Source organism: Pseudomonas sp. NY15372, assembly GCF_048068215.1.
Classification (GTDB): domain Bacteria; phylum Pseudomonadota; class Gammaproteobacteria; order Pseudomonadales; family Pseudomonadaceae; genus Aquipseudomonas; species Aquipseudomonas guariconensis_A.
In genome coordinates this window covers 17,677-31,779 of record NZ_JBLUPY010000019.1, presented here as the reverse complement: position 1 = coordinate 31,779, position 14,103 = coordinate 17,677, and the positions used below count along the sequence as shown (strand labels likewise).

Annotated in this window: 3 protein-coding genes; all 3 read right to left on the bottom strand. The window is 63.5% G+C overall.

Features of this window, described 5'->3' with window-relative positions; all coding sequences use genetic code 11:
- Positions 1 to 100: 100 nt before the first annotated feature.
- The 3 genes from ACNFG0_RS14715 to ACNFG0_RS14705 all read right to left on the bottom strand — a co-directional run bounded on the left by ACNFG0_RS14715 (position 101) and on the right by ACNFG0_RS14705 (position 14,066).
- Entirely contained in the window at positions 101 to 4,642 is a 4,542-nt protein-coding gene (locus ACNFG0_RS14715) for an NEL-type E3 ubiquitin ligase domain-containing protein (protein WP_416765399.1), read from the bottom strand.
- A gap of 95 nt (positions 4,643 to 4,737) precedes the next feature.
- Positions 4,738 to 9,372: an NEL-type E3 ubiquitin ligase domain-containing protein gene (locus ACNFG0_RS14710; protein ID WP_416765398.1), complete on the bottom strand. Its 4,635-nt coding sequence runs from the start codon at positions 9,370 to 9,372 to the stop codon at positions 4,738 to 4,740.
- Positions 9,373 to 9,500: 128 nt separating this feature from the next.
- Positions 9,501 to 14,066 carry an NEL-type E3 ubiquitin ligase domain-containing protein gene (locus ACNFG0_RS14705; RefSeq protein WP_416765396.1) on the bottom strand — a complete coding sequence of 1,522 codons (4,566 nt, stop codon included), beginning with the start codon at positions 14,064 to 14,066 and terminating at the stop codon, positions 9,501 to 9,503.
- Positions 14,067 to 14,103 lie beyond the last annotated feature (37 nt).

Below are 14,103 nucleotides of genomic sequence, written 5' to 3'. Positions count from 1 at the left end.
TTACTCGCTCCCCCAGACCGGGCCTACAGCATCCGCGGAAAATACTGACGACCAAGGTGAGCATAGCCCAAAGCTGCCAGGCCCGTGGCCCCTCCTGGCATCAAGGCGCCGTGCCACCCGGCCTGGGCGGCGGCGTTTCCAGCGCCGCCAGTGTCAGCTCGAGCATCAATGCACGACGCGCCGCGCGCTGTTCGTCACGAATACCGGAAGCGCGTTCCAGCTGCTCGCCCAGCAACAACGTTTCATCATCCAGCACGGCAGCCAGGCGTTGCTGGAATGGCGCATCGAGCGCCATCAGGCGGTCAGTGTGGATGCGCTCCAGGCAAGCTTGCCAGAAGGGTCTGTCGACCAGCGACTCAGCCAAGCGTCCCGGCGTCTCGGCTGCCAGCACGCGCTGGTAGGCACGGTCCAGCATCGGGCCGTCGACACCCGCGATCTGGGCATAGCTCATGTCGTCGCTGCCAATGGGCAAGTCAAGGCGCTCGCGCAAGCCAATGCGAAAGGCCAGCCCCACCTCGCTGCCCTCCGCCTCCAGGCCTCGAGCCCTAGCGTCCAGCAGGGCGATCCGGTCCACCTCCTCCAGGCGCCACAATCGACGGCCCAGGTGCAACAAGGCCTGCTCCGGATGCCCCTGGGCATCGGCCTGCGCACGATACACCAGCATGCTCACCTCAAGGTTATCGAAACACCAGGATGCACCATCCTGGCATCCCCATTCGTCGTTCGCGACATCTAAGAGCTGCCGCCGCAACACGGGGTCGTCGGCCATGGCGCGCAATACCCCCAGCACACGGTAGGCCATGGCCTGGGGGTTACGCCGGAAACCTTCGGAGCGCAGCAATTGCCGCAATACCCGGAAAAGCCGCTCGGCCCCTTCCTCGCTTTCCAGTACGCTCCAGCAGACCAGCAGCCCGCCCCGTCCCTGCGAGCCGATGGCCTCGCTCCAGAGCTGGCGAGGGCTTATCGGGTGCTCATCGGGATCGTCGACGTACGGCCAATCGTCCAGCTGTCCGGCGAGGCGTCGCTGGTCACAGGGGTTGCCCGCCAAGCGCAACCTGCGCCTCACATCCATTGGCGCCAGGTCATATGCCGCAGGTAAGGCGTTGATCCGGTTGTCGCGCAGGTCGGCATAGACCAGTTGAGGAAGATCCAGCAGCGCCTCTGGTAACTGGGTGATTCCGGTGTTGCGCATGTCCAACCGCAGCAGCTGCTCCAACCTGGCCAGGGAAAAGCTACGCCCCAACGGGTTGTGGGAAAGGTCCAGAAGCACGAGATGGACACACCGGCTCAACGTGACCGCCTGGGGGCCATCGAGCACGATCTGGTTGTCGACCAGGATCAACTCGTGCAGATGCTCCAGGCGCATCAGTTGCTGCGGGACCCGGGTCAAGCGGTTGCCGCCCAGGTCCAGGACCTGCAAGCGAGGAAAGGCTCGCCAGAAGCTGGCCGGTATCTGCTCCATATCCATGTCCATGAGCAGCAGTTCGACGACATGGCCAAAACTCACCTGCGCGGGCAATTCCGGCAGTTGACCGATCCGCATGCCTTGAATGGTCAGGCGAAAGTGGTTGGACAGCGGGTCAGGATAGGGGCCGACGATCCTCACACGTCGCCAGCAGTTGTTGAATGCCACACGGACGCTGTCTCGAGCCTGCCGGACAACGCGACTGGCCGGTTGCTCCGCCCACTGGAACAAGCAGTCCTCGAGCTCGTCAAGCTCCTCGGCCAACCTGTCCAGCTCGCGGTGCACGCTACGCCCCGACTGACGTACCGTATCGATCCACTGGGTAACGTTCTGTTCGCTGAAGCCCGGGTACAGTTCACGGACCCTGGCGAGCAATGCCTGCGCCTGCCCTCGGCGCCACTGCCGCCTCACCGCGCCATGCCCACTCAGCGGATAGCCGACTCGACCGTCGGGCTGGCGCCAAGGCAGCCGGTAACGGCCACCCTGGGAGTCGTGCAGCGAACGCACCACTTCAACGCGGTTACGCAGGGCTTGCCGACCCAGCAGCACACGCAGGTTGTGCGCGAAGGGCTCACCGATACCCATGGCCTGGCGCTGGTCGTCGGCATAGGCACGGGCCATCACCTCGAACAACTCGCCAGGGTCACCCAAGGCGATGCCCTGCGCATCGTGCAGCATGAAACGGCCATCGACATGGACCAGGTCCCATGCCTGACGCCCTTGGTCGAGCCTAAGCAGCTGCGGGCCCTGTGCATGCGCCTCGAACAGGCGCCAACGCACACCCTCGGCCACGCCGGGCAAATACCTGAGCATGCCGATCGCGACCCGGGCCAGATCGCGGGTTTGCGGGGTATCGAGGAAAAAGGCCTCATAGACGCGCACCACGCGCACGTGCAGCGCCAGGGCGGCCCCCGCCTCGGCCAGCTGCAAGCCGATTCGCCCGCTTTCGTGCAGGCGCTGCAGATCAGCGCTACCCGCCGCGTCCAGGAGCGCCCTCGCCGCACGTGGGTGCAGGCTCGGAAAAGCCCGGCGCAATACGCCCGACGGGCCGTCTTCGTGCTGCTGTGAATCATAGAGACGTTGCAACAGTAGGCGGCGCTCGCACCATACGCGCTCGGCCAGCTGCTGATCAGACAACGTCGCCGCGCCAGGCAAACGCTTGGCCTGCAGCAAGGTCACCGGGTCCTCGCCGCCACGGCCGGAACGCAAGCTGCCAACCAAATGGCGGATGCGTTGGTCCAGCAAGGTGCGCTCGACGGTGTCCAGCAAAGCGGCATCCGGTGCCTGGTCATGAACGTGCAGGGCCCGCAGTTGGTCCTCATCGAGACCATGGATGGCCAGCACCTGGTCGATCTGCTCGTCATCGAGTTCCGCCAATTGGCCGCCGAGGCGGCGGAACAGGTAATGGGGCCCCTCCCATTCGAGCGGCTGCTCCGACCCCAAGCGCCAGGCGCCAGCACCGTTGCTGCGCAACAAGGGCGCGTGATCGTTCTCATGCAAGGCTGCATCTTCGCCTTGCGTTGTGTCGGGCAATAATTGCCAGCGCCTGTCCGCCGCCCGCTGTCGGACTCGGTAATAGTGGCCGTCCATCCGGATCCAGGCCATCCCGGACAGGTGGAAGATACCTGCTCGATCAGGAATCGCCATTGCCGGGGGCGCCTTGCGCCGGTAGCGTGTCAGGTCCTGGTTCCAGAGTTTGAGGGTTCCACCCTCCAGCCGCGCAGGCACCAGGCCATCCACCTTGGCCGAGCGGCGCCACGCGCGTTGAACGGCGACCCCGCCTGCGGCGAACGAACCCATGATGGCCAAGTCCCGGGCAACGTTCATCAAGTGCCCTAGGGCATCGCGCGTGTCGCCTTCGCGCCAATCCTCGAAGCCTTGAAATACTTCGCCAAGCAACTCCCAAACCGTCAACGCCAACAGCGTCGAACCTATGGCCGGCACGTAGAGCCCTGCCAGGGTGAGCAATGTCCAGCCTTGTGCAGCCAGGCGTTGGTCATGCTCTCTCTGGGCTTGCCGGTCCAACGCCGCGACAGGCGCCGCGATCAATGCCGCGTCATCCTTGATCTGGCGTATGCTCAACGCCGCCAGGCTGTCGAACAGCGGCCCGCTGAAGGCACGCGTGTATTCATAAAGGTCGATGTTCGCCCAGACAGGCAAATCGCGATAACCCGTGATGATCGTGGAGAAGAACCGTTGACTGTCGCGCCGGCGCACGAAACGGCTGAAGAATTGCTGATAGGCCGGGCTGCGCAAGCGTTGTCCCAGCACGCTCCTGGCGAAACGCTGCAAGCTTGGAAAAGCACTCCAGGGGCCGAAGGGATCACCGGGGATGTACACCAGCACCCGCTTGCTGGAGTTGAACACAAGCCCCTCGTCGATGATGTCCAGGACAACGATCTGGCTCAGGTGGCAGCCCAGCACCTGCAACTGTTTGGCAACGACGGGCGCGCCTCCCAGACGTGGTCGTTCGTGGTTCTGGCACAAGGCGACGACCACCTGTAGCTCTTCGTCGGTCAAGCGGCCTTCGGCCCCTGCCCGGTAGGCATCCACGAGCATCGCGTAGCGTTGTGCATTGGCCAGTTGCGACAGCGGGGCTTCCTGCGCGCGATCGTCATCCGGGGGCTCGAACACAGCCTGCAGGTGTCGTTGATAGCAGCCCCCCAGATCAAGCGCTCGACACAAAGCCGCGAATTCGACAGCCGACAATGGAGACGCCTCGCCTGGCTGCTGGCTCGTCAACCGGTTGCCGCGTGGCTGCCCTTCATCGGCAGCCTCCTGGGCGGTGAAATTGCGCAGGGCAGCTTCAAGCAAGGGAACCTGCTCGTAGACCACTTCGGTCAGGTGCACGCCGACGGGCTGTTGGTTGATGACTACCTCATGACGCCCAACGCGTAGCGTCCAGCGCGCCGTATCGAACGGCGCGTTGAAACGCTGCTGCAAGGCCGACTCCAGGGCCCGCCGGGTGAAGGCCCGAATGTCTTCGATCTTCGACAGCAGATCACGTACCCGTTGCCGGTATTCCAGGCTCTTGCCCAGCGCCTGCTCCAGGTCATCCAGACGGGCTGTCTGCGTGGCTCGTACCCAGCCAGGCAACCGTGCCCCCACAAGGTGATCCTGATAGGCCTGGGCTTGGGCATCGAACTGCCTCATTGCCTGTTCATTACGCGCGCTCATTGTCCGGTCTCCTGGTGAACATGAGCGTGAGCCTAGGTACCAGGGATCACCAGGAGGCGCTAGATACCTACCGCCACAAAGCAGGCTCGCCGAAATCAGCGTCCGGGGGCGCCTTGGGCGGCGGGCGCCAGTTCCATGGCTTCGCGGGTCAGTTCCAGCATCAGGTCTCGCTCGCCTTGGGCACGCTCCTGGTTCACCTGGTTGATCCGGGCAAGGCGTTCGGCCTCGGGAACTTGCTCATCCTCCATCAAACTTTCGACCCGTTGATGAAACGGTGCATTGAATTCATCGAATCGACTGCTCTGGGTCCGGCGCAGGTGCAGTTGCCAAAAGTCGCGGTCCACGAGCGATGCTGCCAGGCATTCCGGCGTCTCAGCCTCCAGCACCCGGGCACGGGCGGATTCGATTTGCCGAGCCCCGACATAGGCAAGCTCCAGAAACTGTACTTCGCTGGTCTGCACCGGCAAGTCCAGGTCGCTACGCAGCGCAAGGCGGTAGGCCAGGACGATTTCGATTTCGTCGATTTCGTCAGGGGCGATTGCTGAGGCCAATCGCGCCTGGATATCCTGCCGGGCGATGCCATCGAGCGTCTCCAGCCGCCAAAGCTGTCGCCCCAGGTGAAGCAAGCCATGCTGCACGTCACCCGAGGCGGGATGCTGCTGTGCTTGCCATACCAGCGCCCGGACTTCCAGATCACTGAACCGCAGCGCTACGCTGTCGACGCAGGTCAAGGCCCCGGCATTGGCGAACAACTCCTCGCGCAACGCAGGGGCGCGGATGACCGCATCCAACAGGGCATATACCCGGCTGGCCAGCGCCTGAGCGCCAATGCGCTGCTGGAACTCGGTAGTACCCAGCAGATCCTGCAGCAACGCAATGAACTCCTCTGCGCCCGGCAACCCCTCGACCTCGGCCCACAGTGCCGCCATGTCGTCCCGTTGCTCACTGCCGATCGCATCGATCCAGCGCAAACGGGCAGGGATAGGAGATCCCGCGCCTACCCCCAGGCCTTGTCGCGCTGTTTGCAGCACCTGCAACCGCGCCTCCGGCAATGGATTGCCCGCCATCCGCACGACACCTGCTGTCCAGACCCTGGTATGGAAGAAACTGTCCTGCAAAGCGGTTATCTGGTTGTCGCGCAGGTCCAGGGTACGCAGCCATTGGCAGTTCGAAACGCCGTCAGGTATTTCCACCAGGCCCGTATTGCGCACGTGCAGTTCACAAAGATTGGGCATGCCGTGCAGAGGAAAGCCTTGCCCCAATGGATTATGGGAAAGGTTCAAGTAGACCAGGTTTCGACAATGGCTCAGGGCCAGGCGCTGCCTGTTGTCCAGCGTGATGCCATTGCCATAGAGATCCAGGTATTCCAGGTGCTCCATGTACATCAGGAAGTCGGGCAGACGGGTCAGGCGGTTTCCGGACAGCTCCAGGGTCTGCAGGTTGGCAAATGCTCGCAGGAATCCATCGGGCACCTGCTCCAGGCCAAGCCCTCGCAATGAAAGCACCGCCACATGATTGAACCTGACCCCTTCGGGCAAGTCCGGAAGAATGCCTGGTGCGATCTGCACCTGTGACCACCAATAGCGGGCATTCGGGCTGTCATTCTCACCGCCAATCATGACCCGACGTTGCCAGCACCCGAGCATCGCTTCGGCGAACGCGAATCGGTCGTCCTGCTCCGCAGCATTGCGACTGGCCCCGACCCAAAAAGACAACGACCTGGACAGTGACCGCAGTTCCGCTTCCAGTTGGGCAAGCCTTATCTCCACGCCCTCGACCGAGCCGCGGATATCTTCTATGAACGCGATCACCTGCGCATCGGTGAACGTGGGGTACAACTCTCGAACCCTGGCCATCAACCCCTGCGGTGCCGGTTGCTCACGGCTGGTTCCAGGCCTGCGTCCACTCAGCGGGTAACCGATCCGGCCATCGGACTGGCGCAGCGGCATCCGCAGCCAGCCCATCGGTTCCCCCGCGCCCAGCAGTCGCTGCACCTCCTGGCGCTGACGCAATGCCACGCGCCCCACCATGACCCTGAGGTTATGCGCCAACGGCTCGCCTACGGCCAAAGCATTACGCTGGCTTTCGTCAAACGCACTGGCGATTACTTCGAACAGCTCACCGGCATCGCCTTGTATGTGTCCATGCCCGTTCAGCAGGATGAACTTGCCGTTGACATGCACCAGATCGAAGGCACTGTCACCTGCTTCGCCGACATACAGCAAAGCCCCCCCGACATAGCGCTCGAACAAACGCCAGCGGATCCTCGCGCCCCGGAAAGACAAATCGTTGAGCAACCCCAATACCACACGGGCCAGGTCCACTGTTTGCGGCGTATCGAAATACAGCGCCTCGTAGACCCGTACCGTGCGCAGGCGCATTACCGCGGCCCTGGCCGCATTCGCCAGACGCATCGAGACTCGCCCGCTGTCGAGCAGACGCTGCCGCTCCTGCGCACTTGCAGCGCCGAGAAGCGCCTGGGCCACGCGCCGATGCAGGCTCGGGAAAACCCGGCGCAAGGCAGCGGTTCCCGGGCTGTCGCTATCCTGGAGCCCCTCATACAAACGTTGCAGCAACAATCGTCGCTCACGCCAGGCCAGCTCCGCCAGCGTATGGTCTGGTAGCGCCTGCGCGCCGGGCAGGTGCCGGGCTCCCTGCAATACCACCAGGTCATCGCAGGATTGCCCCGCACGTAAACGCTGTACCGCCCTGCGAATACGCAGATCCAGGCCAATGCGCATTACGCTGTCCAGCAACTCGGCGTCCGGGACGCGCCCCTGGATATGCAGCCCTCTCAAATGCTCCGCCCCCAGGTCATGAAACGCCAGCAACTGCCCGATCCGTTCATCGTCCAGCTCACGGAAACGCCCGCCCAGACGACGAAACAGGTAACGTGGGTCCTCCCACTGCCCCGGGTTTTCCGACCACAGCCGCCAAGCGCCGACACCGTTGTGGCGCAACAACGGAGCATATGCTTCGCCCGGCCACCATCGGCTCATGCTCCGTGCCGGCAGCAAGTGCCACTGGCCGTCCTCGGTGCCCTGGCGCACCGGGTAGTAATGGCCATCCATCTCGACCCACGTGCGTCCCTGCAGATGGTGCACACCGGCCTCATCGCGCACTGCCCCGGCCGGCAAGGCTTCACTGCGGTAGGCTGCCAGGTCCTGGTTCCACAGCTTCGTCGCGCCCCCCTCCAGCCGCGCCGGTACAAGACTGTCGACCACCGCTGAGCGGTTCCAAAGTCGGCTCGCCACGGTCGCGCCCACGGCGGAGACACCCACCAAGGTGACATCCCGAGCGACATTCAGGAGGTGGTCCAACGCCTCGCTGGTGTCCCCTTCATGCCAAGCCTCGATACCATGAAACGCCTCGCCCAGCAGTTCCCAGGCACTGACCGCCAGCAAAGCCATGCCTATCCCTGGGACGAAGAAACCTGCCAGGTTGAGCAATGCCCAACCTTCGGCGTTCAGGCGCTCGTCGTGGGCACGCTGCACCTCCCGGTCCAATTGCGCCACCGGCACCGCGATCATCGCCGCGTCGTCCATGATGTGTTCGATGCGTGCGCTCGCCAGGCTGCCGAACAGGTCCTGGGGATAGGCAAGCGCGTGCTCGTCCAGCGCCGCGTTGGCCAGGTCCGACAAACCACGGTAGCGCTCGCGCACCGTCTGGAAGAAGCCCTGGGCATCGCGGCGGCGTACGAAACGGCTGAAAAACTTCTGGTACTCCGGGGTGCGCAAGCGTTTGCCCAGGTCGTTGGCGAAATGGCGCAAGTCGCGGTAGCTGCGCCATGCCCCCTGGGGGTCGCCAGGCACATGCACCAGCACACGCCGGCTGGTATCGCGCAATGTGCCTTGGTCGATCACATCGAGCACGACGATCTGCTCCAGCGAGCAGCCCAGCAGCTTCAATTGCTTGGCGACCACAGGCGCACCATCAAGCCGCAGAGGTCCGCGCAACAGGCACAACATGACCACCAGGCGAAGTTCTGCATCGCTTAGCGCACCACTGCTGCAGGCCCTGTAGGCATCGACCAGCATGGCGTATCGGTGACTGCGCGCCAGGAGTGAAGCGACGTTCTCCCATGGCTCGTCATGCTTGGCGCTCGGACGCAGGACCGCCTCCAGGTGGCGCTGGTACTGCCCGCCCACGTCGAGCGCTCGGCACAGGGCGGCGAACTCGATGGCCGAGGGGATGGCCTCGGGTATCCCCTGGGGATTGACCAGGCTATTGTCCCTGGCCTGAAAATCTTCCTTGGTCCGACCTGAGAACAGATCCTCCAGGGCTGTCCCGATCCGCGACCATAAACCGGTGTCGGCAGGCGCTTCACGGGCTTGGGCTTCGTTGTGAGTGAAATTGCGCAGTGCCGCCTCGACCAGGGGAATATCCTCGTAACGGGCCTGGCTCAGGTGGGTACCGACAGGTTGGCTATTGATTACAGGCTCCCAGCGCCCATGACGAAAGCGCCAGTGACCGACCTGGTAGCGCACGCCATAGCGGGCCTCGAGGGCCTGCTGCAGTTTCAGTGCCGCAAAGGCATCGATCGGCTGGATACGCTCCAGCACGTTGCGCACGCGTTGCTGGAAATACAGGCTCAGTTGCAACGCCTCTTCCAGCGAGGCCCGATGGCTTTCGTCTGCAGCCAGCAGCCAGGAAGGCAGGCGCTTGGCGATGATGCCATCCTGGAAGGCCTGTGCCGCGGCGATGCCCACCGGCACGTGTGGAATATCCATGACTCGTATCTCCTGCTTGGGGAGATACGAGCCTAAGCAGCGCGTCCTGGCGAGCGACGCTATTTAACTACTACCGTGCCCTCCTCCTGGGTTGGAAGTCGGCCGCACACAGTGTGCCCAACGACGGATCACACATCGATCGCCGGTTCTGCCGGGCCGATGCTCATCGCCTCCTGGGTCAGTTGCAACAACAGCGCATGTTCTGCTGTTCGCTGGGCCTGGTGCTCCGTGCTCACCCTCGCGTCGATCCGCGCCAACTGTGCCTGATAGGCTGCATCGCTGCCGGGGGGCTGCCGTGGTGCGGACGCCAGCAGATCTTCGCGCCAGGCCAGCAGGCTGGCGACACGTTCATGGAACGGTGCATTCAAGGTTTCGAAGCGCTCGGCAAAGGTTTGCGTGAGGTATTCGCGCCAAAACGACTGGCTGATCATCCAGTCGGCAAGCGCGTCCTGTTCCCGCTGCTCTTTGGCCAATACCCAGTCACGGATTCGCGCGACACGCTCCGCACTCAGGTTGGCCTGCGGGAGGTACTCCATTTCCACCGGTTCGATCGGCAAGTCCAGCGCCTCGCGCAAGGCCAGGCGATAACCCAGGTTCACTTCGAGCGGCTCCAACATCGTGCCCTGCGCTTCCCAGATCTGTGTGTCCTGAAGCAACCGGTAATCCACCTGGTCCAGCCGCCACAAGCGCAGGCCCAGGCGAAGCAAAGCGTCGCCCTGTCGGTCAGGCGGCGCATCCTGTCGCGCCCTGGCAACCAGCACACGCACTTCTAGATTACTGAACCGCAGGATGGCGCTGTCATGGCAGGTCAGTTCATCCTGCGCATGGGCGAACAACGCCTCGCGCAAGCTGGCATCGGTCTGCAGGCTCTGCAACATGCTCATTACCCGCCCGGCCAGGGCTCGGGGCTGCATCTGGAATTCCCGTGTGTCCAGTAACCGTTGCAACGTCTCGATGAAACCCGCGGCGCCTTCCTGCCCCTGAACGAAAGCCCAGCCCTGCATCATGCGACCGCGCTGGTGCGCCTCAAGGGCATCGCTCCAGCGCTGGACATCGACATCCTGCTGCCCTGCCCTCAAAAACAGCCTAGAGGCTTGCGAATCTTCGTCCCTCAGCGGGTTGCCGTCCAACCGCAGGACACGCCGTAGCGGCACGCTAGCCTGGTAGTATTCCGGCGGCAAGCGGCGGATCCGGTTGCCGCTCAGGTCGGCGAACTCCAGGGCCTCTGCCTCGAGCAAGCCGCTGGGTAAGCTATCGATGCCGGTGTCGCGCAGGAACAGTCTTTTCAGGCCTACCATGCGGCTCACGGAAAAGGTCATGCCCAACGGGTTTCCGGAGAGGTTGAGGTGGCGCAGGTGCTCGCAATGCTCAAGGTTCCATCCTTGCGTGCCACTGAGCGCGATCTGGTTATCGTATAAGTCCAGTTCCCGCAGATGCGCCAGCTGTTCCAGGTATGGCGGTATCCGGGTCAGCCGGTTACGTGCGACCTGAAGGATGCGCAGATTCGGAAACGCCCGGACGAAGGCCGCTGGCACGCTGCGTAAATCCGTGGCGCACAGCGAAAGCTCCACGACGTGGGCGAAACTGACCTGTTCCGGAAGCCGCGGTAACACACCCGGCCTGACCGAATGCACGATCACGCTGTGAAGGCCTTCGCGCAGGTTGAATTGAGGAATGTCATCGGTGATGCGCTGCCAGCGACGCAGCAGTTGGTCCATGATCTGCGTCCGGGCCCGCCGCGTCTCACCGGCTGGGCCTTCCAGCACCCAGTCGTTGAGTGTCCGTCTCAACGCATCGAACTCACGGCCAAGCTGCGCCAACGCCTCCTGTACCGTCCTGCCTGCCTGGCGCACCTGGGCCTCCCAGGCGGCTACCTCGCCGTCGGTGTATTGAGGATGGAACCGCCTGAGTTCCACCCGCAAGGAGAACGGTGCAGGTGCGGGACGCCAGCCAGCGCCTCGCCCACTCAAGGGGTAACCGATTCGACCGTCGCCAAGCCTGCGAGGGGCCTTGAACCAGTCTTGCGGCCCGGTTGCCTGCAACAGACGCTCGACGTCCTGGCGCCGCGACACCGCCAGGCGCGATATCAGGACCCTGAGGTTATGGGCGAAGGGATCATTGATCTGCAACGCATGACGTTGCGCCTCGCCATAGGCGCCAGCCATGGTTTCGAACAGCTCGCCGGTCTCGCCAACGGGCGCTCCCTCGGCATCGAGCACCAGAAATCGGCCGTTCAGGTGTATCAGGTCGAAGGAGCGCTCCCCTTGCGTCGTCATGATCGGCACGCCCTCGTCGAACAAGCGCCAGCGAATGCCTGTCGCCGGCAGATGGTCGAGCAGGCTTAGCACGACTCTGGCCAGGTCGACATCCTGCGGTGTGTCCAGGTGCAACGCCTCATAGACCCGGACAGTGCGTATTCGCAAGTATGCGGCCCGCCCGGCCTGGGCCAGGTTCAGCGACACTCGGCCGTGCTCGAGCAGGCGTACCTGATCTTCCTGGCTAGCCGAATCCACTATGTTCAGCGCAACACGCGGCGGCAGGTTTGCAAACGCCCTGCGCAATGCCCGTACCGCAGGGACGTCGCTCGCCTGGATGCTTTGGTAGATGCGTTGAAACAAGCGCCTGCGCTGATCCCAGGCCAGTTCGGCCAACGCCTGGTCAGGCAACGGGACCGCGCCGGCCAGCAATTCGGCGTGCTGGCGAACCATGACGTCCTTCACTGGCATGCCGGAGCGCAAACAGCTGACCATGTCGCGGATGCGCTGCTCCAGCAAGATGCGTTCTACCGTGTCCGCCAACGTCGTATCCGGCGCTCGACCAGACACATGCAGCGCCCTCAGGTCGTCGCCGTCCAGGCCATGGAATATCAGCACCCATTCGGCCTGTTCCCTGTCGAGCGCACGAAAACGCCCACCCAGCCGGTGCCACAGATACAACACATCGTCCCAGTACACCGGCTGCTGCGTCTCCAGTCGCCAAGCGAAGGCGCCATTGTTGAGCAACCGCGGAGCATGGCGGGGCTTTAGCGGTTGCAGCCATTTGCCCGGGCGACGCTGGGCATCGAGCCGCCATTGGCCATCGCGCAGGCTTACCGGGTAACGATGACCCTCCATGTCGATCCAGGCCGCCTCCCCGAAACGCAGGATGCCAGCCTCGTCAGCAACGGCCCGGGCCGGTAGTTGCGCACTGCGAAAAGGTGCCAGGTCCTGGTTCCACAGCCGTCTGGAGCCGTCTTCAAGCTCGGCAGGCACCAAGCCATCGACCAGCGGCGAGCGCCGCCATGCCCGGCTCGCCGCCCCCACGCCTACCGAGGTGACACCCACCAACGCAAGATCGGTAGCGACATTGATCACATGGTCCAAGGCTTGCTCGTGATCGCCATCATGCCAATCCTCGATGGCCTGGAAAATCTCCCCCAGCAGTTGCCAGGCCGTGACCGCCAGCAATACGGCCCCCAGCGTCGGGATGAACATGCCCGCCAGATAGACCAACGACCAACCTTCGGCGGCCAGTCGCAGGTCATGCTCACGCTGGACTTCCCGGTCGAGCTGCGCGACAGGCGGTGCAATCACAGCAGCATCGTCCTGGATCTTTTCGACATGGGCATGCCCCAGCCAGACGAACAGCGGCTTGGGGTGGGCACTCAGCCGTTCGTGCATGTCGAGATTGGCCCACAGCGGCAGGTCCGCATAGCCTGGGATCACCTTGTCGAAGAACGCCTGGCTGTCTCGTCGACGTACGAAGCGCCTGAAAAAATATTGGTACGTCTGATCGCGCAAACGCTGGCCCAATCCGTAGGCCAGCTCGCGCAAGCTGGAGAACACGCTCCAGGCCCCAAACGGATCATCCGGTACATGAATCAACAGGCGCCTGCTGTACTCGCCGAGCCAGCCGCGGTCGATGACATCCAACACCACGATCTGCTCGAGCGTACAACCGAACAGGCTCAGTTGTCTGGCCACGACCCGATCGCCGCCAAGGGAACGCAGCTGGTTCTGGGTGCACAATTGAGCGATCAATTCGAACTCGCCCTGGGTCAGGACGCCGCCCAGGCATCCCTTGCCTGCATCCACCAGCATGCTTTGCCTACGGGCATTGGCCAGCAACGATGGCAACGACTGCGCGGGGTCAGGCTGCAGCAGTACATTGCGTAGATGCTGCTGGTATCGGGCCCCAAGATCGAGTTCACGGCACAATGCGGCAAACGCGGTGGCCGAGGGCAAGCTCGCCAGGTCAATGCCAGGGCCCGACAGGCGATTGCCCTTCGGTTGCCGCCCAGGTTCGGCCTCGTCACGGGTGAAGTTGCGCAGCGCAGCTTCGACCAATGGCATTTGCCGATAGACCGCCTCGGTCAGATGGCTGCCGACCGGCTGCTGGTTGATCACAGGCTCCCGGCTTTCGACGCGAAACGTGCTGCTGCGTACATCGAGCGCCACGCCAAAACGCTCGTGCAGCGCTCGCTCCAGCCGCGTCTGGACAAAGCCGTCCAGTGGCTCGATCGCTGCCAGGACACGTTCGATCTGCCTGCGCAGACGCAGGCCTTCGCGCAAGGCAGGCGTGATCGTCGCCAGTTGTTCGGGGCTTGCCAGGCGCAGCCATGCCGGAAGTCGCTCGTGGATGAAGTGGTCCTGGAATGCGCGCTCGGCTGCGATCAGGTCTGCCTTATTGCCGCCCTGGATATCATTACCCTGCATGTCCTTTCCTCTGCGGGAATACAGCGTGCGAGGCTAG

Coding starts and splice junctions, on each gene's coding strand:
- ACNFG0_RS14715 (WP_416765399.1), bottom strand. CDS start 4,642: ATGAGCGCGCGTAATGAACAGGCAATGAGGCAGTTCGATGCCCAAGCC.
- ACNFG0_RS14710 (WP_416765398.1), bottom strand. CDS start 9,372: ATGGATATTCCACACGTGCCGGTGGGCATCGCCGCGGCACAGGCCTTC.
- ACNFG0_RS14705 (WP_416765396.1), bottom strand. CDS start 14,066: ATGCAGGGTAATGATATCCAGGGCGGCAATAAGGCAGACCTGATCGCA.